The sequence below is a fragment of the Pseudomonas sp. Rh2 genome (assembly GCF_040762985.1).
GTDB classification, from domain to species: Bacteria; Pseudomonadota; Gammaproteobacteria; order Pseudomonadales; family Pseudomonadaceae; genus Aquipseudomonas; species Aquipseudomonas taiwanensis.
The window spans coordinates 1,677,826-1,702,329 of the sequence record NZ_CP142890.1 but is presented as its reverse complement, the minus strand read 5'-3'; the positions used below and the strand labels follow the sequence as shown (position 1 = coordinate 1,702,329).

Genomic DNA, 24,504 nt, shown 5'->3' with positions numbered 1-24,504 from the left:
CTGGGGCTCTCCTTCAGGGCCCTCATGAGCCCACGTCCGGGTAATGGACAACGAGCCGGTGCATCGTGCTCCGGCCGTTACGAAATCTCCCGCCGGAATGGCGGCAGCGCATTGAGAATAGCCTTGCCGTAGCGCTGGGTGACCAGACGCCGGTCAAGCAAGGTGATGACGCCGCGATCCTGCTCTGTACGCAACAAGCGACCGCAGGCCTGGATGAGGCGCAATGAAGCATCGGGCACGGCGATTTCCATGAAGGGATTACCGCCACGGGCTTCGATCCACTCGGCCAATGCCGCCTCGACCGGATCGTCGGGCACCGCGAAGGGGATCTTGGCGATAACCACATGCTCGCAGTAGGCACCGGGCAGGTCGACGCCCTCGGCGAAACTGGCGAGGCCGAAGAGCACGCTGTGCTGGCCATCGTCGACCCGCGCCTTGTGTTTGTTGAGGGTTTCCTGCTTGGACAAGTTGCCCTGGATCAGCACCAGCTTGCGCCAGTCACGGTCCAGGCCATCGAATACGTCTTGCATCTGCTTGCGCGAGGAGAACAACACCAGGGCGCCGCGGGCATCCTCGACGATGCCCGGCAGTTCGCGGATGATCGCCGCCGTGTGTGCCGTGGCGTCACGCGGGTCGGCGCCCAGGTCCGGCACCCGCAGCAAGCCGGCATCACCGTGCACGAACGGGCTGGGCACGACGCAGGTCACGGCATCGCGGGGCAACCCCGAGCGCATGCGGAAGCGGTCGAACTTGCCAAGGGCCGTGAGGGTTGCGGAGGTCACCAGGGCGCCGTGGGCCACGTTCCAAAGGCTGCGGCGCAGCATCTCGGCGGCCAGGATGGGGCTGGCATTGACCTCGATGTCGAATAGCGCACCACTTTCGGCCAAGGTCAGCCAGCGGGCCATCGGCGGGCTGTCTTCAGGGTCTTCGGCGGTAAAGGCGGTCCACAGCTCCCAGTTGCCTTGGGCGCGGGTCACCAGGCTGCCGAACAAGGGGTACCACTCTTCGGCCTGATGGCTGGCGATACCGATGTTGACCTCGCCGTCCATGCCTTCCTTGAGCAAGTCGGCCAGGCGTGTGAACAGGTCGTTGAGGCGGGCGAACCCTTTTTTCAGCTCGATTCCCGCTTCGCGGATCGCCTCGGGAACCACGCCACCTTCGAACCGATAACGTGGGCGTTCGCGGCCCTCCGTGTCCTCGCTGGGACGGAAGTCGGCGACCTGCTCGCACAGGGTGAACATGAACTGCTGTTGCGTGCGGATTTCCCGCGCCAGCTCTGGCACCTGCTCGATCAGCTTACCCAGATCGCCCGGCAGCGGGTGTTGAGCCAGCAGCTTGGTCAGGTTCTTGGCCGTCTGCTCCAGCCAGTCGGCGGTCGAGCGCAACCGCGAATAATGGGCGAAGTGGCCGATGGCCTTGTCCGGAAGATGGTGGCCTTCATCGAAGACGTAGACGGTGTCGCGAGGGTCGGGCAACACCGCACCGCCGCCCAAAGCCAGGTCAGCCAGGACCATGTCGTGGTTGGTGACGATGACATCGACCTTGCCCATGCCTTCCCGCGCCTTGTAGAACACGCACTGCTGGAAGTTCGGACAATGACGACCGGTGCACTGGCTGTGATCGGTGGTCAGGCGGGCCCAGTCCTGGTCCTCCAGTGCCTCGGGCCAACTGTCGCGATCGCCGTCCCAGCGGTTGCCGGCGAGCTTTTCGATCATGCTGTTGAACAGCTTCTGGCTACGCTCGTCGACCTCGATATGAAAACCCTCCTCCTCGAACAACTGGGCAGTGGCCGATTGCGCATGGCCCTCCTGCAGCAGTACATCGAGCTTGGACAGGCACAGGTAGCGGCCTCGCCCCTTGGCCAGGGCGAAGCTGAAGTTCAGGCCGCTGCTGCGCATCAGGTCGGGCAGGTCCTTGAACACGATCTGCTCCTGCAGTGCAACCGTTGCGGTGGCGATCACCAGGCGTTTGCCGGCCGCCTTGGCTGCCGGAATCGCCGCCAGGCTGTAGGCCACCGTCTTGCCAGTACCGGTACCGGCCTCCACCGCCACCACGGCAGGCTCGCCCGCCCGACGGCCTTCGTCGTCGCAGGCGATATCGCCGAGCACTTTGGCCACTTCGGCAATCATCAGACGCTGGCCATAGCGCGGCTTCAGGCTCTTGGCTTCGAGAAAACGCGAGTAGGCGCCCTGGATGGTGGCTTTGAGTTCGTTGCTGATCATGGTCTGCAAGCGCCCGGAGGGCTGGATATATTTTCAGTGTTTCGCATGGGGCGGCTATCATACCCCGCTATTGCCCTTTGTGCCGCATGGAGATCCGGATGCTAGCCTTTGCCTTGCCCTACACACTGCACGTTCTAGCGGCCCTGGTCTGGGTCGGTGGCATGTTCTTCGCCTGGCTGGTGCTCCGCCCGGCCACGGTTGCGACCCTTGAAGGGCCTGCCCGCCTGCGCTTGTGGGTGGAAGTTTTCCGACGTTTCTTCGGATGGGTCTGGCTGGCCGTAGCCATTTTGGCGATAAGTGGTATCGGCATGTTGCACATGCGCTTCAACGGTTTCGAAACCGCACCGCGCTACGTGCATGTGATGATCGGCGGTGGCATTGCCATGTTCGCCTTGTTCATGCGTATCCAGGCGCTGCTGCTGCCAGAGCTCAGGACTGCCGTGCAGGACGAGGATTGGTCGACAGGCGCTGCGGTACTGGCGCGGGTTCGCCGGATGGTGGGTATCAACCTGCTGCTGGGCCTGGCGGTGGTGGCGGTGGCCAGCTCGCGTCTGGTGCTGTAGACGCAGAGCGGCCACGGCCATGCCGTTAGGGCCTGCATGAAACGTCCTGAGAGCCTAGATCACAGCGGCTGCAGAATCAGCTCACCAGTGGCCCCTGCCAGGCCAGGTTGCCCTGGCTGCCCTGGACGACCATTGGCCCCGGCATCGGTGCGGTAGACCAGGCAGCCCTTGCTCGCCCCGCCTTTGCCGGCCTTGCCGGCAGCCCCGGGTTTACCGGGTGCGCCGCCATCGAGGCGGACCACGATGCGCTCCTGCGGGAAGCTCTGCGGGACGCTCAGGCGGATTCGCCCTCCCGGTGCGCCGTCATGGCCATTGCCGCCGTCATCGCCATTGCCCCCCCGGGTGGCCTGCCCCCAAGTGCAGCCACCAGCCTGACCATTGGCGCCATCCAAGCCGACGTACCCCGGCGCACCAGCACCGCCTCGGGCGTCGATGGCCAGACGTTCAGCCGTGATCGCATCGAGTCTCAAATCCAGGTTGCGACCGGCGCGGGCGGCCCGTTCATAGGTGCCGGCCGCCCCTGTAGCGCTGAATTCGCTGCCTTCCTCCAATCGAGCGGCGCGCGCCTGAATCAGCAGTGGGCTTTCCGATGGGGCGATGGCGATCCGGGCATCGCGCCCCAGTTCCAATTGATCGATGTTCAATGCCTTCAGCGACGCGGGCAGCATCAAGGTGGCCGAGTTGGCCAGTTGCAGGCGCTCCAGGTGCACGGTTGCCGACTTGTTTGGCAGACGCAACATGGAGTTGGCAGCGACTTGCAGGCTTTCGGCCTGGGCCAGGGGAGCGACCAATGCGGCCAGCAACATCAATTTATGCTTATGCATGGCGCGGTGCCTCCTGCGGACGCGGAATGGACATGACATGGAAGATACCCGTCAGCAGAATCTGCAGACGGTCGAACCAGCGATGGCTACGCCCGCGCAGGCTGCCATTGAAGAACAGCATTTCAAGGAAATGCAGGGTCAGCAACGTGATGCCGACTGCGTTGATCAGCAAATTGAGTGGCAGCGGTTGCGGCTTCAACAGATTGAACAACACCACCCACCAGAAAAGGACCGTCAGGGCCTTGCCAAGGCCCAGGATGAATTTCATACCCGCCCCTACTTATTTATTGTTATGCCGTCGCATCCCGTTCGAGCGGGCTGCGCAGCTAACAGTAGCGTCAATGCCAAGGTTTGCGCCAGCGGCATCAATTGAGGTGCAGTTCCACCCGTCTGTTGAGCGCGCGTCCCTCCTCGGTGTCGTTCTCAGTCACCGGTTCACTTTCTCCACTGCCCTGGCTGGTGACCTTGGCGGGTGCAACACCCTGGCCAATCAGGTATTCGGCCACGCTGCTGGCGCGGCGCTCGGACAATGCCTGGTTGTAGCTGTCCGCACCCACGCTGTCGGTATGGCCAACCACCTTGATGCGGTTCACCGCCGGTTCGATGAGCCGGGGCACCAGGCTTTGCAGGCGCTGTTGGGCGGCGCTGGTGAGCTCGGCGGAGTCGAAAGCGAACATGACCTGCCCCTGATCATCCAGGGTGATCACCTCGGGCGTGGGCGCAGCTTCGCTGGCCGGTGCGGACGCTGGATACTGCGGTAATGGGCAACCCATGTGGTTGACGGGCGTGTTCGCCGGGGTATCGGGGCAGCGGTCGCGGCGATCGAACACGCCGTCTTCATCCTCGTCGCCATCCTGGGCATAGCAGATCAGGCCTCCGGCGATTGCGCCCAAGGCTCCACCTCCCGCGGCCCAGCCAGAGCTCTCGATCGCCCCCAGACCACCGCCTGCCAAGCCACCCAGCAGGCTGCAGACAGGCCAAGTCCTTTGATTGAGCGGCGCACTGCCATCACTGTGCGTAGCGCAGCCTGCGAGCAGGCTCGATGCCAGCAACAGCGGCAGTGCCGCCTTCGACATAACACTCATGGTGAATGCTCCTGTGTCATTGGCCGCAACCGGCTACACAGGAGTAAAGACGCGCCCGCGCCACTTCTCAAGACGCGGGCGCTGGCTGTCAACGCTGGATCTTGATCTCAGTGCGACGGTTCATGGCGCGGCCATCGGCCGTGGCATTATCGGCCACCGGCTGGGTCTCGCCGGCACCAACCACAGAGACGAAGCTGCTGCGCGGTACGCCTTGCTCGACCAGGTAATCCGTCACCGAGTGAGCACGACGCTCGGACAATTTCTGGTTGTAGCTGTCCGAGCCTACGCTGTCGGTGTGGCCAGTGACACTCAGCCGAGCGCTCGGCGCTTCCTGCTTCAGCCGCGCGGCGATGGTATTGAGTCGCTCTTTGTCCGCTGTCGTCAGGCGAGCGGAGTCGAACTCGAAGCGTACATCGCGAATGACGATGACTTCTTCTTTCTGGACCACGGCCTCCTGCACCACCGGAGCCGGTTCAGGTGGGCAACCATTGGCATCGACCTGCACGCCGCGCGGCGTGCCTGGACATTTGTCGCGGCTATCCGGCACACCATCGCCATCTTCGTCACCATCGCCATGAACCCAGCAATAGCCGGCCGCCATGGTACCGCCCACCAACGCGCCCCAGCCAGCCCAGCTGGAGCTTTCTATGGCGCCCAAAGCGGCGCCGCCCACGCCCCCGACGGCAGCACACTTCGGCCAGTCGGTTTTCTGCAAACCTGCACAACCAGTCAACACACTGGTGAGCAGTACCAGGGGTATCGCTGTGCGTACTATGCTCATTTTGTTGCGTCTCCTAGGGGGAATCGGCATATGGCCGATCCTTGGGAGTAAAGACCGCGCAATCCATCCCTGCCAGCGATAAGCCACGACGCGGCCACATGCCTCTTTGCCCACAGCCGACAGCCCGCTAGTCTTGGACGACCAGAATGAGGATTGGCAATGACCGACGGTTTTTCCCAACGCACCCCGCAACAAGCCCTGGCGGCCCTGCTAGAGCGCTTCACCCCGCAACGTCTGCTGCTGGTCGGCACGCGTTTCCCGGCCTTGGAGGCCTTTGCCCAGGCGCATCCCCAGGTACGGATAGAAACCGCTGCCGCCGGCCCGCTACCTGCCGAACTTGCGGCCCAACGTTTCGACCTGGCTGTGCTGGTGGACTGCCTGGAGCACCTGCCCAAGCGTGTCGGTCTGGAGTTGCTGGGCGGTATTCGCAACCTCAATGCCAGTCGAGTGGCAGTGCTGGCCGACCTGTCGGTATGTGGCTGGCAAGACACCGACTTCTTTGCCTTGGCGCTGTCGGCAAGCGAGAAATTCCGCCGCGATGAACAGGTATTGAGCCTGTTCACCTATGATCTACATGACTACAAGCAGGTCCCCGACTGGCTCAACGCCAAGTTCTGGGCCAACCCTGAAAACTTTGGCAAGTACTGGTGGTGATGATGAGTGTCTCGGTTTGCCCTTGCGGCAGCGGCAACCTGCTCGATGCCTGCTGCGGGCATTACCATGCCGGCACCCCGGCGCCGGATGCACAGACGCTGATGCGTTCGCGCTACAGCGCCTATGTGCTGGGCCTGATCGACTACCTGGTGGCCACCACCCTGCCTGCCCAGCAGGCGGGCCTGGACCGCACGGCCATGGCTGCCTGGAGCGCCCAGAGCACCTGGCTGGGTCTGGAGGTGGAAAGTGCCGAGGTATTGGGTGGCCAGCCCGAGCACGGCTTCGTCACCTTCACGGCGCGCTGGCATGACCAGGAGGGTGACCACCAGCATCGCGAGCGTTCGGCGTTCGTACAGCATGACGGACGGTGGTACTTCATCGACCCGACCGTCGGGCTCAAGGCCGGACGCAACGACCCCTGCCCCTGCGCCAGCGGGCAGAAATTCAAGAAATGCTGCGCCAGTTACGTGGGTAGCTGAACATGCTCGCCCTGGCCCGCCTGTCCGTACTCAGTGCGTTGCTGATGTTGCTGGCGGGCTGTGCCGGCTGGTGGCGCAGCGATTGGCGCGATCCTCAAGTGCATCTGGTCAAGGTCGAGACCGTGAAGGCCAGGTTGCTTCAACAGGAGTTCGTGCTGCATGTGCGCATCGACAACCCGAATGACAGCCGCCTGTTCATCCGCAACCTCGATTACTCGGTGCGGCTCAACAACTTGCTGCTGGTCGAAGATGAGGCCAGTTTGTGGCGCAGCGTCGGCGGCCATGCCCGGCGGACCTTCAAGATCACGGCTCGCACCAACCTGTGGGAACACCTCAAACCCTTGTCCAAGCTGCTCAAGAGTGGTGAGCCGCTGCATTACACCCTGCAGGGCGAGCTCAATACCGGGCTGCTCATCTTCCGAAGCCTGCACTTGTCGCGCAGTGGTGAGATAATGCCCGGCGATCTCAAACCGGAGTAACCCTGCAATGACTCAACAACCCCATGTTCATGGCCCGGACTGCAACCACGGTCACGATCATCATGACCACGATCACGGCCATGTACACGGTCCGCACTGCAACCATGGCCACCAGGAGCCGGTGCGCAATGCGCTCAAGGACGTCGGTCGCAACGACCCATGCCCATGCGGTAGCCAGAAGAAGTTCAAGAAGTGCCACGGTGCGTGAAGTACCAAGCAGGTCTTGGGTTTTCTAGCGCCGCCTAGAACGGCGGCATCGCGAGCGAGGCGCGCACTACAGTCATTCGACCGTGAACGAGGTGCGAAGGGATTGTAGGAGCGCGCCTTGCTCGCGATGCGTCGCGCCGGCACCTTTCGATCTCGAACCCGCTGAAAAATCTACCGGCATGCTACCTTAAGCGCCTTCCAACCCCCCGCCATACCTAGCAGGAGCCTTGTCATGGCCGCCCCCGCCTTTCCACCCTTCCGCCCGCGGCTCACGATGGCTGCCACCCTGCTCGGCATGCTCGGACTCGCCGGTTGCCAGATGGGCGGCTACCAAGACAGTGTCCCACCGACCACTGGCGTCCAGCCGCTCAAAGGCTTGGCACAGAATGTCACGGTTCGACGCAACGCCATGGGCGCGCCACTGATCGAAAGCAGCAACTTCCACGACGCACTGTTCAGCCTGGGCTACCTTCACGCTGGCGATCGCATCGAACAGATGCTGGCCATGCGCCTGCTCGCCCAAGGCCGCCTTGCCGAACTGGCCGGCAGCGATGCGCTGGACATCGACCGCCTGATGCGGGCCTCCAACCTCAAGCAAAGCTCAGCCCAACTGTATGCAGACGCCTCACCACGTCTGAAACGCTTCTTCGAAGTCTATGCACGCGGGGTCAATGCCTATCTTTTCCGCTACCGCGACAAACTTCCTGCCAACCTGGCCAACAGCGGCTACCGGCCGGAGTACTGGAAACCCGAAGACTCAGCCCTGATCTTCAGCCTGTACGCCTTCAGCCAGTCCGTAAACCTGCAGGAAGAACTGAGCGCCCTGACCCTGGCGCAGAAGGTCGGCAACGACAAGCTGCACTGGCTGTTGCCTGGCGCTGCGGACGAACCATTGGCCGAGGCCGAACTCGACAAGCTCAAAGGCCTGAACATTTCCAGTCAGCTACCGGGCCTGGCGCCCCTGACCGCGGCCAGTCAAAAGCTTGCCGACCTTGACTTGCTCGGCAGCCCAGGCTCGGCCAACCTGGCCCTGGGGCCGCAACGCAGCCGCAGTGGCAAGAGCCTGCTGGCCAGCGATAGCCGCGCAGCCTGGGCATTGACCCCAGTGCAGATCCACACTGGCAAGTATCAAGTCGCCGGCCTGTCGCTGCCCGGCCTGCCCATCGTGCTGGCAGGCTACAACGGCAAACTGGCCTGGAGCAGCAGCGCGGTCATGGCCGACAACCAGGACCTGTACATAGAGCAGCTGCGCCGCCAGGGCAACCAACTGAACTACCTGGCCGATGGCAAGTGGCAAGCTGCCCGCGCGCGCAGCGAAACCTTCTTCGTCCGTGGCCAACGCCCGCTGCGCGAAATCATGTATGACACCCGCCACGGTACCCTGCTCGCCCAACCTGGCAACGCTACGCTGGGCTTGGCATTGAATCTGCCACAGCTCAAGGGCGACCGCAGTCTCGACGCGCTGTTCGACCTGACCCGCGCGCCTTCGGTGGAACGCGCCTTCGACAACACCCGCGAGGTCACAGCCGTCGCTCTGAACTTCGTCTTCGCCGAAGCGGAGCACATCGGCTGGCAGGTCAGCGGTCGATACCCGAACCGCCGCGAAGGTCAGGGCCTGCTGCCATCGCCCGGCTGGGACGGACGCTACGACTGGGACGGCTTCGCCGATCCGATGCTGCACCCCTACGACCAGGACCCACCCGCCGGCTGGCTTGGCCACGCCAACCAGCGCAGTCAGCCACGCGGTTATGGCATGCAACTGTCCAACACCTGGTATTACCCAGAGCGCGCCGAACGCCTCGCTCAGCTGGCCGGCAATGGTCGCCATGACAGCCGCAGCCTGATGGCGCTGCAAAACGACCAAGTCACGCTGCTGGCCGACAAGCTCAAGCAGATGTTCGACGCGCCAGGCATGGCCCAACCACTCAAGCAGGCCATCGACGCCCTGCCCGCTGGTCAGCGCGAGAAAGCCCGCGATGCCCTGGCGCGGCTCAAGGCATTCGATGGCCGCCTGAGCCCGGTATCGGCCGATGCGGCGCTGTATGAACTGTTCCTTCAGGAAGCTGCCCGGCAGACCTTCCTCGACGACCTCGGCCCGGAATCCAGCGCCGTCTGGCACGCCTTCGTCGGCAATGCGCGGTTGTCTTACTCGGCCCAGGCCGATCACCTCTTGGGACGCGAAGACAGCCCGTTCTGGGACGATCGCAACACCCCGCAAAAAGAAGACAAACCGGCCATTCTCGCGCGCAGCCTGGCGGCGGCGGTGGATGCCGGTATAGCGCAACTGGGTGCGGACCGTCGCGCCTGGCAGTGGGGCAAACTGCACCAGTATCGCTGGCCAGGCACGGCCTACCATGGCCTGGGCGATGCTCTCAGCCGCCCGCCGCTGGCCGCCGGAGGCGACTTCAGCACCTTGGCGCTGACGCCTTACGCCTGGGGTAACGACTTCGATACCCGGCTTCCGGCGTCTGCCCGCCTGATCGTCGACTTTGGCCAGGCCGAACCGCTGCAGGTGCTGACCAGCAATGGGCAATCCGGCAACCCGGCCAGCAGGCATTACAGTGACGGCCTGGACGCTTGGTTCAAAGGTCGATTCACCAGCCTGCCAATGCAACCGCAGAACTTCGCCCGGGTGTACGGCAACCAACGTCTGACGCTGGTCCCTGGCAAGTAGATGGATCACGCGGTGGCGTCCAGGACAGGCGCAACCGCGCAGTTTATGCTTCTATTTTTGTGCCGACCCGTGTCGCAGACCGTTTTCGCCACGTAGCCAGGACCACCATGCACCACTCGACCCATGACCTGCTTTCCCCGGTGCCGGGGATCACTCGCCAGTTGCACAGTTTCCACTTCGGTCCCCGCGGTGGCACCAAGGTGTATATCCAGGCCTCGCTGCATGCCGACGAGCTGCCGGGCATGTTGGTGGCCTGGCACCTCAAGCGTCGGCTGGCCGAACTGGAACAGCAAGGCCGCCTGCGCAGCGAGATCATTCTGGTGCCGGTGGCCAACCCGGTCGGCCTGGAACAGGTGCTGCTGGACGCCCCGCTGGGGCGCTTCGAGCTGCAAAGTGGCGAGAATTTCAACCGCAAGTTCGTCGACCTGTCGGACAGCATCGGCGACCAGGTCGAACAACACCTGAGCCAGGATCCTGCGCACAATGTCGCGCTGATCCGCGAATACCTGCGCCGGGGTTTGGACGCACATCCGGCGCAAACGCCCCTGCAGTCATTGCGTCTGACCCTGCAGCGCCTGGCCTGCGATGCCGATCTGGTGCTGGACCTGCATTGCGACTTCGAAGCGGTCGAACATTTGTACACCACCCCGGAAGCCTGGCCGCAGGTCGAGCCTCTGGCCCGTTACCTGGGAGCGCAGGCCAGCCTGCTGGCAACCGACTCCGGGGGCCAGTCATTCGATGAATGCTTCAGCCTGGTCTGGTGGCAATTGCAACAACGCTTCGGCAAGCGCTATCCGATTCCACTGGGCAATTGCTCGGTCACCGTCGAATTGCGCGGGCAAGCCGACGTCAGCCATGAACTGGCCAGCAAGGATTGCCAGGCCATTCTCGACTACCTGACCTACAAAGGGGTTGTCGAAGGTGCCTGCGCGCCGCTGCCGGCCTTGCCCCGCCCGGCCACTCCCCTGGCGGCCGTTGAACCGGTACACACCCCGCTGGGCGGGCTACTGGTGTACCACGCCAAACCGGGAGAGCATGTGCAAGCGGGCCAATTGATCGCAGAAGTCATCGACCCGCTCAATGACCGGGTCACGCCGATCCGCAACAGTCAGCCGGGGCTGCTGTACGCCCGCAGTGTGCGGCGTATGGCAACCGCCGGCATGGTTATCGCCCATGTCGCGGGGGAACAGGTGGTGCGCAGCGGCTACATGCTGGCCAACTGAGCACGCTCAGGCAGCCGGGTGTCAGGCCACGGGGGAAGGCGGTGGCTCGTCGGGCAAGGTTGGCTCGCCGGGCTCCATGGGTTGGCCTTCACCAGGGTCGGGCGGCTGCGGAGTATCAGGGTCGGGCTGATGCGGCACACCGCCCGCCTGCATCGGCAGCGGGTGCGCCAGCAATGACCACGCCAGCAGGCCGATCTGATTAGGCTCAAGCACAGCCAGCTTCGCACTGATCGCGGGATGGAGTTTCATTGACAGCTCCTGAGCAGAGCCGATGCGCCTCACGCGCATCGGCACGGTTACCTCGTTGGAGTGCCAAAGGCGCAAGGAATTCCCCGCGCTCGTCGACTCAGGTACGCGGCAGGGTGACGCCGCGCTGACCTTGGTATTTGCCGCCGCGGTCCTTGTAGGACACTTCACATTCTTCGTCGGACTCGAGGAACAGCATCTGCGCCACACCCTCGTTGGCATAGATTTTCGCCGGCAGGGTAGTGGTGTTGGAGAATTCCAGGGTCACGTGCCCTTCCCACTCAGGCTCGAGCGGGGTGACGTTGACGATGATGCCGCAACGGGCATAGGTGCTTTTACCCAGGCAGATGGTCAGTACGTTGCGTGGAATACGGAAATACTCGACCGTGCGCGCCAGGGCAAAGGAGTTTGGCGGGATGATGCAGACATCGCTCTTGACGTCGACGAAGCTACCGGCATCGAAGTTCTTCGGGTCGACCGTGGCCGAGTTGATGTTGGTGAACACCTTGAATTCGTCGGCACAGCGCACGTCGTAGCCGTAGCTGGAGACGCCGAAGGAAATCACCCGGCTGTCCTGCTCGCCGCGCACCTGGCGCTCGACGAACGGTTCGATCATGCCGTGTTCCTGCGCCATGCGGCGAATCCACTTGTCCGATTTGATGCTCATGGCGGGGGTGTCCTGAAGGGTTGCGAGGTGAAAATCGAGATGCGCATCTTACCGGTCCACGCGCTCAGGTTAAAGTTCCATGCCGCACCCCGCGCCAGACGGGGCCTACGGTGGCCGTCGATCTGAATTTCGACAAAGGCCATCTTGGTGATTGGCAGGTCGTGGAAAGTGGGTTAAGGTGACGCCACTGTGCTGCACGTGACACCGAGAATCTCTAGTTTGATGCACGATTCCTATCGACCCATCGCTGAATTTTCTGCTCTCTTTGCGCTCAGTCCCGGCCAGGGTTTTTCCTGACCGTAATCAACTTTGTCCAAGGAGACAGAAACATGTCCAACCGTCAATCCGGTGTTGTTAAGTGGTTCAACGATGAGAAGGGCTACGGCTTCATCACCCCTCAGTCGGGCGACGACCTGTTCGTGCACTTCAAAGCCATCCAAGCTGACGGCTTCAAAACCCTGAAAGAAGGCCAGGCTGTTACTTTCGTCGCTACCCGCGGCCAGAAAGGCATGCAGGCTGAAGAAGTTCAGATCGCCTAAGTCGATCTCGCTTCCTCGCTTTCAAAAAAACCCGCCATCTGGCGGGTTTTTTTATGCCTGGATCACACTGCTACTGCAGTGATCGGAAAATCGTCGCGGTGCTTGCAGGCGCTGGCGCGCTGCTTGGTGGTGGCCGCGTCGGTGATCGCCGGCAAACCGGCGCCTGCCGCGCAGCCTCCTGAGCGAACCTCAGTCTTCGCTGATGGTGATGCTCGGCATCGCCGGTGCAGCCGCTTCCTGCAGCACGATCCGCGCGCCCACCTGGCGAGCCAGCTCTTGATAAACCATGGCGATCTGGCTTTCCGGCTCGGCGATGGCCGTCGGCTTGCCGTTGTCTGCCTGTTCGCGAATCAGCATCGACAACGGCAACGAGGCCAGCAGGTCGACACCGTACTGCGCAGCCAGTTTCTCACCGCCGCCCTCACCGAACAGGTGCTCGGCGTGGCCGCAGTTCGAGCAAATGTGCACGGCCATGTTTTCCACCACACCCAATACCGGGATGTTCACCTTGCGGAACATTTCCACGCCTTTCCTGGCGTCCAGCAACGCCAGGTCCTGAGGTGTGGTGACGATCACTGAACCGGCCACCGGCACCTTCTGAGCCAGGGTCAGCTGGATGTCGCCCGTGCCGGGCGGCATGTCGATCACCAGGTAGTCAAGGTCGTCCCAGGCGGTCTGGGTCACCAGTTGCAACAGCGCGCCGGAGACCATCGGGCCACGCCAGACCATCGGTGTGTTGTCGTCGGTCAGGAACGCCATGGACATGACTTCCACACCATGGGCCTTGATCGGTACGAACCACTTCTGCTCGCGGATCTGCGGGCGCGTACCTTCGGCGATACCGAACATCACACCTTGGCTCGGGCCATAGATGTCGGCATCCAGAATGCCCACTCGGGCGCCTTCACGGGCCAGTGCCAGGGCCAGGTTGGCCGCGGTGGTCGACTTGCCTACCCCGCCCTTGCCGGACGCCACGGCGATGATGTTCTTGACATTGGCCATGGCCGGCACCTGGGCCTGGGCTTTGTGCGCAGCCACCACGCAGTCGATCGACACTTGGGCCGAGGTGACGCCGTCGAGGTTCTCAATCGCTGTCTGCAGCACCTGGGCCCAGCCATTCTTGAACAGGCCAGCGGCATACCCCAACTGCAACTGCACGCTGACCTGGCCGCCCTGGATGTCGATGGCCCGCACGCAGCCGGCGCTCACGGGGTCCAGGTTCAGATACGGGTCGGTGTACTGGCGAAGCACGCCTTCGACGGCGGCACGGGTGACGGCACTCATGGAGGCTCCCATTGGCAAACGAAAGTGAAACAGGCGCTTATCCTAACCCGTCAATCGTCAGTAGATGCGTCCTTAGGGTGAAATATATTTCCCAGCCCTTTATAGTTGCCGATCACCCTTGTTTTTACCCGAGCCAGATAAGTAGCCGAGCCAACATGTCCGAGCCACGCCAGATTCTCGTCACCAGCGCCCTGCCCTATGCCAATGGATCCATCCACCTTGGCCATATGCTCGAGTACATCCAGACGGACATGTGGGTTCGCTTCCAGAAACTGCGTGGCAACCAGTGCATCTATGTCTGCGCCGACGACGCCCACGGCTCGGCCATCATGTTGCGCGCCGAGAAGGAAGGCATCACGCCTGAGCAACTGATCGCCAACGTCCAGGCCGAACACAGCAGCGACTTCGCCGATTTCCTGGTGGACTTCGATAACTTCCACTCCACCCACTGCGAAGAAAACCGCGAGCTGTCCAGCATGATCTACACGCGCCTGCGTGATGCCGGACACATTGCCACCCGTTCGGTCACCCAGTACTTCGACCCAGAGAAGGGCATGTTCCTGGCTGACCGCTTCATCAAGGGCACCTGCCCCAAGTGCGCGGCCGAAGATCAGTACGGTGACAACTGCGAGAAGTGCGGTGCCACCTACGCGCCGACCGAGTTGAAGAACCCCAAGTCGGCCATCTCGGGGGCGACCCCGGTCTTGCGCGACTCGCAGCACTTCTTCTTCAAGCTCCCCGACTTCCAGGCCATGCTGCAGCAGTGGACCCGCAGCGGCACCTTGCAGGACGCAGTGGCCAACAAGCTCGCCGAATGGCTGGACGCCGGCCTGCAGGAGTGGGACATCTCCCGTGATGCGCCGTACTTCGGCTTCGAGATCCCAGGCGAGCCGGGCAAGTACTTCTATGTCTGGCTGGACGCGCCGATCGGCTACATGGCCAGCTTCAAGAACCTCTGCGCACGCCGTCCGGAGCTTGACTTCGACGCATTCTGGAAAGAAGACTCCAAGGCCGAGCTGTACCACTTCATCGGCAAGGACATCGTCAACTTCCACGCCCTGTTCTGGCCAGCGATGCTCGAAGGTTCGGGGTTCCGCAAGCCAACCGGCATCAACGTGCACGGCTACCTGACCGTCAACGGCGCGAAAATGTCCAAGTCGCGCGGCACCTTCATCAAGGCGCGCACCTATCTGGACCACCTGCAGCCCGAATACCTGCGCTACTACTATGCCTCCAAGCTGGGACGTGGCGTCGACGACCTGGACCTGAACCTCGAAGACTTCGTGCAGAAGGTCAACTCCGACCTGGTCGGCAAGGTGGTCAACATCGCCAGCCGTTGCGCAGGCTTCATTCACAAGGGCAATGACGGCGTGATGGTTGCCGGCGACGCCGCACCCGAGCTGACCGAAGCGTTCCTGGCGGCGGCGCCATCGATCGCCGAAGCCTACGAAGGTCGCGACTTTGGTCGGGCCATGCGCGAAATCATGGCACTGGCCGACCGCGCCAACGCCTGGATCGCCGACAAGGCGCCGTGGTCGCTGGCCAAGCAGGAAGGCAAGCAGGATGAAGTCCAGGCTATCTGCGCCCAGGGCATCAACCTGTTCCGTCAGTTGGTGATCTTCCTCAAACCGGTACTGCCGGTACTGGCCGCCGATGCCGAGGCGTTCCTCAACGTCGCGCCGCTGTCCTGGAATGACCACCTGTTGCGCCTGGAAAATCACAAGCTCAACCCATTCAAGGCGCTGATGAGCCGCATCGAACCTGCCAAGGTCGAAGCCATGGTCGCCGCCAGCAAGGAAGACCTGCTGGCCGCCGAAGCCAAGGCCCCTGCTGGCAACGGCGAACTGGCCAAGGACCCACTGTCGGCCGAAATCGAGTTCGACACCTTCGCCGCCGTCGACCTGCGCGTGGCGCTGATCGTCAAGGCCGAATCGGTTGAAGGCGCAGACAAGCTGCTGCGCCTGACACTGGACATCGGTGACGAACAACGCAACGTGTTCTCGGGCATCAAGTCGGCCTACCCTGACCCATCGAAGCTGGAAGGCCGCCTGACCATGATGGTTGCCAACCTCAAGCCGCGCAAAATGCGCTTCGGCGTTTCCGAAGGCATGGTCATGGCGGCAGGCCCTGGTGGTGAAGAAATCTACCTGCTCAGCCCCGACAGTGGTGCCAAGCCAGGCCAACGCATCAAGTAACGCCCCAGCCCCGGCTCAACCGCCGGGGCATTTGCATCCACGGCCGACATTTCCCGGCTATCGTCATCCCATGAACGACTACATGCTGGTTCTGGTCAGCGCTGCACTGATCAGCTTCCTGACCCTTCAACGCCAGCCCGCTTCGCGGCTGCACGTGCATGTGCTTGGCATGGCGTGCGCATTGGCGATCTTACTGGGAGTGACTGGCGGGCAATTGCTGGTGCGCGTACTGCTGGTGCCCTGGCAACTGCAGGATCTGCAACTGTTGCTGCTACTTCCATGGCTCGCGCTGGTGAGTTGGGCGGTGCAATGGGTACTGGCAAAGTTACGGCCAGACTGGCCTGTTACCGCGCTAACGGCGCTCATGCCAGCCGGGGCTCCACTGCTAGGCTTGTCGGTACAAGCGACGGCCGAAGGCCAGGGCGCACTGGTGGTCACCACCAGTGCGCTACTGACTGGCCTTGGCTTCTGGCTGGCACTGGCGCTGTTCAACGACCTGCGCCAGCGCACCGAACAGGCCGACATCCCGGTCAGCCTGCGGGGCTTGCCCATCGACTTGCTCGGCGCCGGGATCATGGCGATGGCGTTCTCCGGCCTGAACGGATTATTCACACAATGAGTCTGATACAACGCATCGACGCCCTGCTACCGCAAACCCAATGCGGTAAATGCGGCCACCCAGGCTGTCGGCCCTATGCCGAAGGTCTTGCCGCGGGCGAAGCGATCAATAAATGTCCGCCAGGCGGCAGCGAAACCATCCAGGCCCTGGCCTCCTTGCTGGACCTCCCGGTGATCGCGCCTGACCCACAGCGTGGCAGCGCACCACCGCAGGTGGCGTTCATACGCGAAGCGGAGTGCATCGGCTGCACCAAGTGCATCCAGGCCTGTCCAGTCGATGCCATAGTCGGGGCGGCCAAGCTGATGCACACCGTGATCGCAGCCGAGTGCACCGGCTGCGACCTGTGCCTGGCCCCGTGCCCGGTCGACTGCATCGACATGCTCCCCGTACCGCCCGATGTCGTACCGGTAGTCGGTGGCTTGGCCCATACCCCCAGGCAGTTGCAGGACCGCCAGCGGCGTCGCGATCAGGCGCGTCATCGCCATGAACAGCGCGCGATCCGCCTGCTGCGCGATGAAGCCCGCCGCGAAGCCCAGCGTGCGGCACGCCATACAGCCAAAGCCGCGAGCGCACCTGACAGCACACTAAGGGCGTCCGACCCGATCAAGGCGGCCATGGAACGGGTACAAGCCCAGCAAGCCTCCAACAATGATGCGGCACTCAAACAGGCCAAGATTGCCGCAGCCATGAGCCGGGCGCAGCTGAGCAAGGCCCGAACCGCGCTTGGCGCAACGCCCAGCGACGACCAGCTCGCTCAACTGCAAACGTTGCAAGCTGCCGCTGACCAGGCCCAGCAACACCTCGATGCGCTTCAGGCAGGCCCTGAAAATGGCAGCGCCTGAGCCGCGAATGCGCAACGCCATGGGGCTGGTGCTGCTGGCCTGCGTGCCTGGCCTGTTGGCACTGTTCTGGCTGCACGGCTGGGGCCTATTGTTGAGCTTGCTGTTGTGCTGCGGCGCAGCCCTGGCCTGTGAAGCATCGCTGCTGGCATTGCGCGGCCAGCCCGTCGCCGAGACGCTGGCCGATGGCAGTGCACTGGTGACCGCAGTGCTGCTGACTGCCGCCCTGCCGACCCACGCGCCCTGGTGGATTCCGGTGATCGCCGCCAGCGCCGCCATTGGTATTGGCAAGCAAGCCTTTGGGGGTGTGGGCCGCAATCTGTTCAACCCGGCCATGGTCGGCTACGCCTTGGTACTGCTGTGCTTCCCGCTGCACATGAACCATTGGCCGGGGCAGTCGCCCGGCCTTCTGGACAGCCTGCAACAGGTGTTGGCCAACGAGCCCATCGATGCCTGGGCACAACCGACCATCCTCGACGGCCTGCGCCACAACCGCAGCCTGACCATCGACGAACTGTTCGCCCAACATCCAGGTTTCGGCACCCTTGGCGGGCGCGGCATCGAGTGGGTCAACCTGACGTTCCTGCTCACAGGCCTCGTGCTCATGCAGCGCAAGGTGTTCGGCTGGCAGACGCCGACGGGGTTGCTCGCGGGGCTTGCGCTGTTCAGCTTGCTGGGCTGGAACGGCTCGGGCTCGGCCTCCCATGGCTCACCCTTGCTTCACCTGTTCTCCGGGTCGACCATGCTGGCGGCTTTCTTCATTGCCACCGAACCTGTCTCCGGCCCCAAGAGCGACTTGGCCAAGTTGCTGTTCGGGTTCGGTGCGGGCCTGTTGATCTACCTTATCCGCACGTGGGGCAGTTACCCTGATGGCACCGCCTTTGCCATCCTGCTGATGAACCTTGCCGTCCCCTGCCTTGAGCGTCTTGGCTTGCGACGCACGCAGGCCTCGCCGTGAACCGCCTCATCGCCTCGACAGCCTGGCTGATCGCCATTGGGGGACTGGCCGTGTCAGCCACACTGGCCTGGCACCACTGGACTCAACCCGCGATCACCCAAGCCGAGCAAGCATTGAAGGAACGTCAACTGCTCGTCATCCTGCCCGCAGGCAGCTATGACAACCGTCCGCTGGCCGCCGCGTTGCAGGTACCCGAAGCCGAGCAGCCGCACAGCCGTATCATCGCGGCCTACCGGGCGACGCTCGGCACGAGGTTGACGGCTATCATCTTGCTCAGCGAGACCCAAGGCTATTCCGGCGTCATCCAGCTGAGCATCGCCATCGCCCCCGGCGGGCGCTTGATTGGCAGCCAGGTACTCGAACAACAGGAAAGCCCTGGACTGGGCGCGCGAATCATCGACCCGCAAGTGGATTGGCTGGCACAGTTTGCCAACCGGCAGTTGAAGGACCGCTGGGCGCTCAAGCGCGACCACGGAGATTTCGACCAGTTGGCGGGCGCCACGGTCACCTCGCGGGCAGTGATCGCAGCGTTGCAGGACGCCTTAAGTTACTTCGACAAGCATCGGCAAACGCTGCTCGAGGACGCTGTTCATGAATAACTATTTCTGGCTGGCTGCCAGCCTGCTCCCCGTGCTCGGGGCTACCCGCACGTTGACCCAAGGCGCCTGCATCGCGCTGTGTATGCTGGGCTTGACGCTCGCTCACCAGGCATTGCTGGCGCCTCTGCGCTGCCGGCTCAGCGCAGCGGCGTACCAGCTGGCAAGCCTGCTACTGATCGCTGCCCTTACCAGTTGCCTGCAGCTTGGCCTGCGTGCCTGGGCCTTGCCGATTGCCCAGTCGCTGGGCTTCTACCCGGTGCTGTTGTGCCTTGCGTGCATCGCGTGGGACAACTTGTTGCCAATGGAGGGGCGTTGGCGACAGTGGGTATGGCAACTGAGCGGTATGGTTATGATCTGCACACTCTTGGGCGCCACCCGCCAATGGCTGAGTGAAGGCCTGAACCTGCATCTGGCCAGCCTTGCCCCAGGCGCCCTGCTGATACTCGGCATGCTGTTGGCCTTGTACAATCGCCTTCGCCCAACCCTGCCCTTAACGCCGAAGGAAAGCGTCGCCCCATGAATGCCGCAAAACGCCTGGAAATCTTCCGCAGGCTGCACGAAGACAATCCGGACCCGAAGACCGAGCTGGCCTACACCACACCGTTCGAACTGCTGGTAGCCGTGACCCTCTCGGCTCAAGCCACCGACGTTGGCGTCAACAAGGCCACGGCGCGGCTATTTCCCGTGGCCAACACGCCAGAAGCCATCTATGCCCTGGGCGTTGAGGGGCTGAGCGAATACATCAAGACCATCGGGCTCTACAACAGCAAGGCCAAGAACGTCATCGAAGCCTGCCGCCTGTTGATCGAGCGCCACGGCAGCCAGGTCCCGGAAACGCGCGAGGCCCTGGAAGCCCTGCCGGGTGTGGGCCGCAAGACAGCCAACGTGGTCCTCAATACTGCCTTCCGGCAACCCACCATGGCGGTCGATACGCATATTTTCCGGGTCAGCAACCGCACCGGCATCGCGCCCGGCAAGACAGTGCTGGAAGTGGAAAAGAAACTGATCAAGTTCGTGCCCAAGGATTACCTGCTCGATGCCCACCACTGGCTCATTCTGCATGGGCGCTATGTGTGTCAGGCGCGCAAGCCGCGTTGCGGAAGCTGTCGGATCGAAGACCTTTGCGAGTACAAGCACAAGACTTCGGACGATTGAGTCGATAGCAAAAAACGGGGGCTGACGATTGAAAAAATCTTTTTTACCGGGCTCAGCTTTCTCGTTATAAGGACCGCCAATGGCCCTTTGGCTTGGAGCGACTCAATGAGCACCGATAAAGACGACGACCTGTCCATCGAAGATGAATTTGCTACCGCCGACGACGAAGCGGAACCTCAGGTAGAAACCGCGAAGACCAACCTGAGCAAACGCCGCACCATTGACAACCTGCTGGAAGAGCGACGCCTGCAAAAGCAGTTGGCCGATTTCGACTACGACCTGTAGTCCCCCGGAAGGCCTCCCTGGTGGAGGCCTTCCGCTTCATGGCACTCAGGTCAAGCCATGCCGTTGGGCAAGTTCGATCAGGTCAACCAACGACCGGGCATTGAGCTTGAGCAACAATCGAGTCTTGTAGGTACTGACCGTCTTGTTGCTGAGGAACATGCTTTCGGCAATCTCCTTGTTTGACTTGCCGCGTGTCAGTTGCTGCAGCACCATCATTTCCCGGGCGGATAAACGCTCGACCATTTCGCTCTCGGTCGCGCCGCCTCCCCTTCCTCGCGACGGGTGCAACGCTTGGTTCGGGAAATAACTGTAACCCGACAGCACGGCCTTGATCGCACTGAGCAACTCGGTGAGCTCCTGCTGTTTGCACACGTACCCCGAAGCCCCCGCCTGCATGCAACGCATCGAGAAGTGGCCTGGTGCCTGTGAGGTCAGCACCAGAACTCGGCTTCCCGGACTGGCCGAGGCCATGCGGGCGATCACCTCGAGCCCATCGAGTTTCGGGATACCGATATCCAGCACCACGATGTCCGGTAGGTGTTCTCGCGTCAGTTGCAAGGCGGCCACGCCGTTATCGGTTTCGGCGACCACATCGTAGCCGTGCCGCTCCATCAGCATGCGTACGGCCAAACGTATGACCGGATGGTCATCCACGATAAGCACTTTATTCATGCGAAATCCATTCATTATTTTCGTTGACGCGCCAAGATAACCGAGCAGAACAACTCTTGCGTTACGATTTTCCGCTCGAATACGCGAATAGATGGAACTTACAGCAATTGGAGAAATTTCCTACAAGTTGGTTGTACTTTCACTCAACTTCTTCGTATCACAAATTACCTGCGCTGCTTCGGAATTGAACAGTTGAAACTATCCGCACGACTTGAGTGAAACTTCGCTGCGCGGATGCAAGCGAAAACTTATCGTCGTCAGGTTGAACGGCAGGTGGCTTCAAGCGTGGAAAGCCCCACTCTTTAGTTGATTGACTTAGTGCGGTATTGAGAAGAAAACAGCAGGAGACCACCCTCATGCCCAACGCTCAACCTGTCGCGCCGCTGACCATAATCGCTGTCTTCGCGGGCATCATCGAAGCCTCCGCGCTGGCCACCCTGCCCTTCCTCAGCGAGGACAGTCAAACCCTGTACACCTGGTTCCTCGTCGCCTTTCCGTTCTTCCTCACCGCGTTGTTCTTTCTCACGTTGAACTTCAACTACAAGTCCTTCTACGTGCCCGACACCGCCCTTGGCGAAACAGCCACTCATGCGATGAGCCCACTGAGCCCGAGCCAGGTTTTCACGCCCACTCCAGTAACAGTGATGTTCCATGGACCCCATGCGCAGTCGATGCTACGCCAGCAAGTGCTCGAAGCGCTGGAGTATCCCAACGACACCGAGCGCAGCTGGTTGTTTCTGGACCTGGAAAAACATCAGTCCATCAACCTGACTCTAGGACCACTTCCTAAGCACACGGCGGCACTTGCGCCTTGAAGTGCTGCGGCGCGATTAACGCAAAAAAAAACCCCGGCCGAAGCCGAGGTTTTGGTGCAGCTCAAGGCAGCAGTTAAAGCATCGAACGGCCTTTGTTGGCAGCAATGCGCATGCGCAGCGCATTGAGCTTGATGAAGCCCGCAGCATCGGCCTGGTTGTAGGCGCCGCCATCTTCCTCGAAGGTCGCGATGTTGGCATCGAACAGCGAGTCATCCGACTTGCGGCCGACAACGATGACGTTGCCCTTGTACAGTTTCAGGCGTACGACGCCGTTCACGTTGACCTGGGAAGCGTCGATCATCTGCTGCAGCATCAGACGCTCCGGGCTCCACCAGTAGCCGGTGTAGATCAGGCTGGCATACTTCGGCATCAGCTCGTCTTTGAGGTGGGCAACTTCGCGGTCCAGGGTGATCGACTCGATGGCGCGGTGAGCCTTGAGCATGATGGTGCCGCCCGGGGTCTCGTAGCAGCCACGGGACTTCATGCCGACGTAACGGTTCTCGACGATGTCCAGACGGCCGATACCGTTGGCGCCGCCGATGCGGTTCAGGTCTGCCAGGACGGTGGCCGGGGACTTCTCGACGCCGTCGATGGCGACGATGTCACCGTTGCGGTAGGTCAGCTCGATGTAGGTCGGGGTGTCGGGGGCTTTCTCCGGAGAGACGCTCCAACGCCACATGTCTTCTTCGTGCTCGGTCCAGGTATCTTCCAGTACGCCGCCTTCATAGGAGATGTGCAGCAGGTTGGCATCCATCGAGTACGGCGATTTCTTCTTGCCGTGACGCTCGATCGGAATACCGTGCTTCTCGGCGTAGTCCATCAGTTTTTCGCGGGACAGCAGGTCCCATTCGCGCCACGGGGCGATGACCTTGACGCCCGGCTTGAGTGCGTAGGCACCCAGCTCGAAACGAACCTGGTCGTTACCCTTGCCGGTCGCGCCATGGGAAATGGCATCGGCGCCAGTTTCGTTGGCGATTTCGATCAAACGCTTGGCGATCAGCGGACGGGCGATGGAAGTACCCAGCAGGTACTCGCCTTCATAGACGGTGTTGGCGCGGAACATCGGGAAGACGAAATCACGCACGAACTCTTCGCGCAGATCGTCGATGTAGATCTCTTTAACGCCCATTGCCTGGGCCTTGGCACGAGCCGGTTCGACCTCTTCGCCCTGACCGAGGTCAGCGGTGAAGGTCACCACTTCGCAGTTGTAGGTGTCCTGCAGCCACTTGAGAATCACCGAAGTATCAAGGCCGCCGGAATACGCCAGTACGACCTTTTTTACGTCCGCCATGCCATCACTCCACGGGGTTGTACGGAAAGCCACCGATTCTAACGGTGTTGTGGCCAAATTTACAGTGGGGCGACAGCTTGTGATGACAAAGCGACAGGAACTGTCGATAGCGCGACTCCCTGTCGCGGGGAATCAGGATTTTGCCGCGGGTGCCCGGGCGGCCGGGGCCGGTGCTGTGGCGGCCGGTGCCGCGGCAGGTTGCGCGGCCGGCTGCTCGACGGGCGCCTCCACAGGCTTCTCGACTGCCGCGACGCGGTCCAGTTCGATATTGACCCGGCGGTTGCGCGCACGGTTGGCAGGGGTGTTGTTTTTCACCAGCGGGTAGCGTTCGCCGTGGAAGCGCACGACGATCTGCTCCTCCGGTATACCGTTGGCCTTGAGGTAGTCGGCCACGGCCAGCGCCCGGCGGCGCGAGCTGTCACGATTGGTCAGGCGGTTGCCGCTGTTGTCGGAGTGGCCGTTGAGCTCGATATGGTTGACCGTCGGATCGGCCTTCAGATACTCGAGAATCACATCCAGACGTGCCTTGGCCGAGGCATCCAGCTCGATGCCACCCCCTGGGAAACCCACCTGGGTCTGGCGGACCTGATCGAAGTTCATTGCCAACAGCTTGCCCGCACACGCCTGGTAGTCGCCGTAGGCTTTGGCAAAGCTCACCGGCAGCACACGCACCTCCATGGCTCGCCCGCCCTCGCCCGTGTATGCGCGCACCACCGTGCTACGTCCGTCGAGCAGACCGTTGATCAAGCGGCTGGCTTGGCCCTGGGAAGAACTGAACAGCACGCCGGTGCGCGCCATACGGACCGCCCCCAGGTTGATGTCGGCCCGTCCAGGCTGCCATGGCGCCGCCGCTGCCAGCAGCGTCGCGGAACCTGCGCCCAGGGCATTGGTGTCCGAACGCAACCTGAAGACCGGTTGCTCGCCAGCCCGGCGCACGAACTCACCGCTGCCAAAACCGTCGATCGGCTGGACAAGACGGCATTCGAACTGATCACCCTCGACTTTCCAGGCGATGTTCTCCATGCGGGTCTGGAAGGTCAGCGCACCAGCCGGCAGGCTGGCGAACAGGGTCAACAGGGCTAGGTAACGCTGGCGCACGGGCGGCTCCACTATTTCTGACGGCTTACCTTGAGGCTATCGGGCGCCGAC

At 62.3% G+C, this 24,504-nt stretch carries 27 protein-coding genes and 1 pseudogene; 17 read left to right on the top strand and 11 right to left on the bottom strand.

Annotated features, from left to right (window positions below):
* Positions 1-77: 77 nt before the first annotated feature.
* Positions 78-2,222 carry an ATP-dependent DNA helicase DinG gene (gene dinG / locus VXM67_RS07695; RefSeq protein WP_023379064.1) on the bottom strand — a complete coding sequence of 715 codons (2,145 nt, stop codon included), beginning with the start codon at positions 2,220-2,222 and terminating at the stop codon, positions 78-80.
* A gap of 98 nt (positions 2,223-2,320) precedes the next feature.
* Here dinG and VXM67_RS07690 point away from each other — a divergent pair, with 98 nt between their 5' ends.
* The gene (locus VXM67_RS07690; RefSeq protein WP_027907484.1) at positions 2,321-2,785 is read left to right on the top strand and encodes a CopD family protein; all 465 of its coding nucleotides are present in this window, start codon (positions 2,321-2,323) and stop codon (positions 2,783-2,785) included.
* A 59-nt stretch (positions 2,786-2,844) separates the two neighbouring features.
* Here the strand turns inward: VXM67_RS07690 and VXM67_RS07685 are convergent, their stop codons facing one another.
* The 4 genes from VXM67_RS07685 to VXM67_RS07670 form a co-directional block, all read right to left on the bottom strand.
* Positions 2,845-3,609: a collagen-like protein gene (locus tag VXM67_RS07685; protein WP_186599062.1), complete on the bottom strand. Its 765-nt coding sequence runs from the start codon at positions 3,607-3,609 to the stop codon at positions 2,845-2,847.
* Positions 3,602-3,877 (bottom strand): DUF1145 domain-containing protein, encoded by a 276-nt coding sequence (locus VXM67_RS07680; protein WP_023379061.1) that lies wholly within the window; start codon positions 3,875-3,877, stop codon positions 3,602-3,604. Before VXM67_RS07680 ends, VXM67_RS07685 begins: the two co-directional genes overlap by 8 nt.
* A 97-nt stretch (positions 3,878-3,974) precedes the next feature.
* On the bottom strand, positions 3,975-4,694 hold the full coding sequence (locus VXM67_RS07675; RefSeq protein ID WP_027907483.1) for an OmpA family protein: 720 nt from the start codon (positions 4,692-4,694) through the stop codon (positions 3,975-3,977).
* Positions 4,695-4,782: 88 nt separating this feature from the next.
* Positions 4,783-5,475 carry an OmpA family protein gene (locus tag VXM67_RS07670; RefSeq protein WP_023379059.1) on the bottom strand — a complete coding sequence of 231 codons (693 nt, stop codon included), beginning with the start codon at positions 5,473-5,475 and terminating at the stop codon, positions 4,783-4,785.
* 159 nt (positions 5,476-5,634) lie between these two features.
* On the opposite strand from VXM67_RS07670, the gene VXM67_RS07665 reads away from it, so the two are divergent.
* The 6 genes from VXM67_RS07665 to VXM67_RS07640 all read left to right on the top strand — a co-directional run bounded on the left by VXM67_RS07665 (position 5,635) and on the right by VXM67_RS07640 (position 11,191).
* On the top strand, positions 5,635-6,129 hold the full coding sequence (locus VXM67_RS07665) for a DUF6231 family protein (protein ID WP_027907482.1): 495 nt from the start codon (positions 5,635-5,637) through the stop codon (positions 6,127-6,129).
* A 2-nt stretch (positions 6,130-6,131) separates the two neighbouring features.
* Positions 6,132-6,608 (top strand): YchJ family protein, encoded by a 477-nt coding sequence (locus VXM67_RS07660; RefSeq protein ID WP_027907481.1) that lies wholly within the window; start codon positions 6,132-6,134, stop codon positions 6,606-6,608.
* A gap of 2 nt (positions 6,609-6,610) precedes the next feature.
* Positions 6,611-7,087 (top strand): LEA type 2 family protein, encoded by a 477-nt coding sequence (locus tag VXM67_RS07655; protein WP_023379047.1) that lies wholly within the window; start codon positions 6,611-6,613, stop codon positions 7,085-7,087.
* Between the two features lie 7 nt (positions 7,088-7,094).
* Positions 7,095-7,295, top strand: a complete 201-nt coding sequence (locus VXM67_RS07650) for an SEC-C metal-binding domain-containing protein (protein ID WP_023379046.1) — start codon at positions 7,095-7,097, stop codon at positions 7,293-7,295.
* Between the two features lie 231 nt (positions 7,296-7,526).
* Entirely contained in the window at positions 7,527-9,968 is a 2,442-nt protein-coding gene (locus tag VXM67_RS07645; protein ID WP_367237582.1) for a penicillin acylase family protein, read from the top strand.
* Between the two features lie 107 nt (positions 9,969-10,075).
* Positions 10,076-11,191 (top strand): succinylglutamate desuccinylase/aspartoacylase family protein, encoded by a 1,116-nt coding sequence (locus VXM67_RS07640; RefSeq protein WP_367237581.1) that lies wholly within the window; start codon positions 10,076-10,078, stop codon positions 11,189-11,191.
* A gap of 21 nt (positions 11,192-11,212) precedes the next feature.
* Here VXM67_RS07640 and VXM67_RS07635 read toward each other — a convergent pair whose 3' ends face one another.
* Entirely contained in the window at positions 11,213-11,440 is a 228-nt protein-coding gene (locus VXM67_RS07635) for a hypothetical protein (RefSeq protein ID WP_023379042.1), read from the bottom strand.
* Positions 11,441-11,537: 97 nt separating this feature from the next.
* Positions 11,538-12,104, bottom strand: coding sequence for a dCTP deaminase (gene dcd / locus VXM67_RS07630; RefSeq protein ID WP_008096785.1), 567 nt, complete (start codon positions 12,102-12,104; stop codon positions 11,538-11,540).
* A 329-nt stretch (positions 12,105-12,433) separates the two neighbouring features.
* Between dcd and VXM67_RS07625 the strand changes: the two genes are divergently transcribed.
* Positions 12,434-12,643, top strand: coding sequence for a cold-shock protein (locus tag VXM67_RS07625; protein WP_003254922.1), 210 nt, complete (start codon positions 12,434-12,436; stop codon positions 12,641-12,643).
* Between the two features lie 189 nt (positions 12,644-12,832).
* Here the strand turns inward: VXM67_RS07625 and apbC are convergent, their stop codons facing one another.
* The gene (gene apbC, locus VXM67_RS07620; RefSeq protein WP_023379041.1) at positions 12,833-13,927 is read right to left on the bottom strand and encodes an iron-sulfur cluster carrier protein ApbC; all 1,095 of its coding nucleotides are present in this window, start codon (positions 13,925-13,927) and stop codon (positions 12,833-12,835) included.
* Positions 13,928-14,082: 155 nt separating this feature from the next.
* Between apbC and metG the strand changes: the two genes are divergently transcribed.
* The 8 genes and pseudogenes from metG (at position 14,083) to VXM67_RS07580 (ending at position 20,577) form a co-directional block, all read left to right on the top strand.
* A complete protein-coding gene (metG, locus tag VXM67_RS07615; RefSeq protein WP_027907478.1) occupies positions 14,083-16,122 on the top strand; it encodes a methionine--tRNA ligase in 2,040 nt (679 codons plus the stop codon).
* A gap of 70 nt (positions 16,123-16,192) precedes the next feature.
* The gene (locus tag VXM67_RS07610) at positions 16,193-16,741 is read left to right on the top strand and encodes an Rnf-Nqr domain containing protein (RefSeq protein WP_027907477.1); all 549 of its coding nucleotides are present in this window, start codon (positions 16,193-16,195) and stop codon (positions 16,739-16,741) included.
* A pseudogene (gene rsxB / locus VXM67_RS07605) lies at positions 16,738-17,559 on the top strand (electron transport complex subunit RsxB); the annotation flags it as partial. The gene VXM67_RS07610 and the pseudogene rsxB, both read left to right, overlap by 4 nt.
* 10 nt (positions 17,560-17,569) lie before the next feature.
* Positions 17,570-18,538 (top strand): RnfABCDGE type electron transport complex subunit D, encoded by a 969-nt coding sequence (locus VXM67_RS07600; protein ID WP_367237704.1) that lies wholly within the window; start codon positions 17,570-17,572, stop codon positions 18,536-18,538.
* Entirely contained in the window at positions 18,535-19,137 is a 603-nt protein-coding gene (locus tag VXM67_RS07595; protein WP_367237580.1) for an RnfABCDGE type electron transport complex subunit G, read from the top strand. Before VXM67_RS07600 ends, VXM67_RS07595 begins: the two co-directional genes overlap by 4 nt.
* The gene (locus VXM67_RS07590) at positions 19,130-19,657 is read left to right on the top strand and encodes an Rnf-Nqr domain containing protein (RefSeq protein WP_023379035.1); all 528 of its coding nucleotides are present in this window, start codon (positions 19,130-19,132) and stop codon (positions 19,655-19,657) included. Before VXM67_RS07595 ends, VXM67_RS07590 begins: the two co-directional genes overlap by 8 nt.
* Positions 19,654-20,292, top strand: a complete 639-nt coding sequence (gene nth / locus VXM67_RS07585; RefSeq protein ID WP_023379034.1) for an endonuclease III — start codon at positions 19,654-19,656, stop codon at positions 20,290-20,292. Before VXM67_RS07590 ends, nth begins: the two co-directional genes overlap by 4 nt.
* A gap of 105 nt (positions 20,293-20,397) precedes the next feature.
* Complete coding sequence (locus tag VXM67_RS07580; RefSeq protein ID WP_023379033.1) at positions 20,398-20,577, top strand: PA3496 family putative envelope integrity protein; 180 nt, start codon at positions 20,398-20,400, stop codon at positions 20,575-20,577.
* A gap of 45 nt (positions 20,578-20,622) precedes the next feature.
* Here the strand turns inward: VXM67_RS07580 and VXM67_RS07575 are convergent, their stop codons facing one another.
* Entirely contained in the window at positions 20,623-21,249 is a 627-nt protein-coding gene (locus tag VXM67_RS07575; protein ID WP_023379032.1) for a response regulator transcription factor, read from the bottom strand.
* A 356-nt stretch (positions 21,250-21,605) separates the two neighbouring features.
* Between VXM67_RS07575 and VXM67_RS07570 the strand changes: the two genes are divergently transcribed.
* The gene (locus VXM67_RS07570; protein ID WP_186599066.1) at positions 21,606-22,064 is read left to right on the top strand and encodes a hypothetical protein; all 459 of its coding nucleotides are present in this window, start codon (positions 21,606-21,608) and stop codon (positions 22,062-22,064) included.
* Between the two features lie 73 nt (positions 22,065-22,137).
* Here the strand turns inward: VXM67_RS07570 and VXM67_RS07565 are convergent, their stop codons facing one another.
* The gene (locus VXM67_RS07565; protein WP_023379030.1) at positions 22,138-23,355 is read right to left on the bottom strand and encodes an argininosuccinate synthase; all 1,218 of its coding nucleotides are present in this window, start codon (positions 23,353-23,355) and stop codon (positions 22,138-22,140) included.
* Between the two features lie 132 nt (positions 23,356-23,487).
* Positions 23,488-24,453: an OmpA family protein gene (locus VXM67_RS07560; RefSeq protein WP_027907473.1), complete on the bottom strand. Its 966-nt coding sequence runs from the start codon at positions 24,451-24,453 to the stop codon at positions 23,488-23,490.
* Positions 24,454-24,504 lie beyond the last annotated feature (51 nt).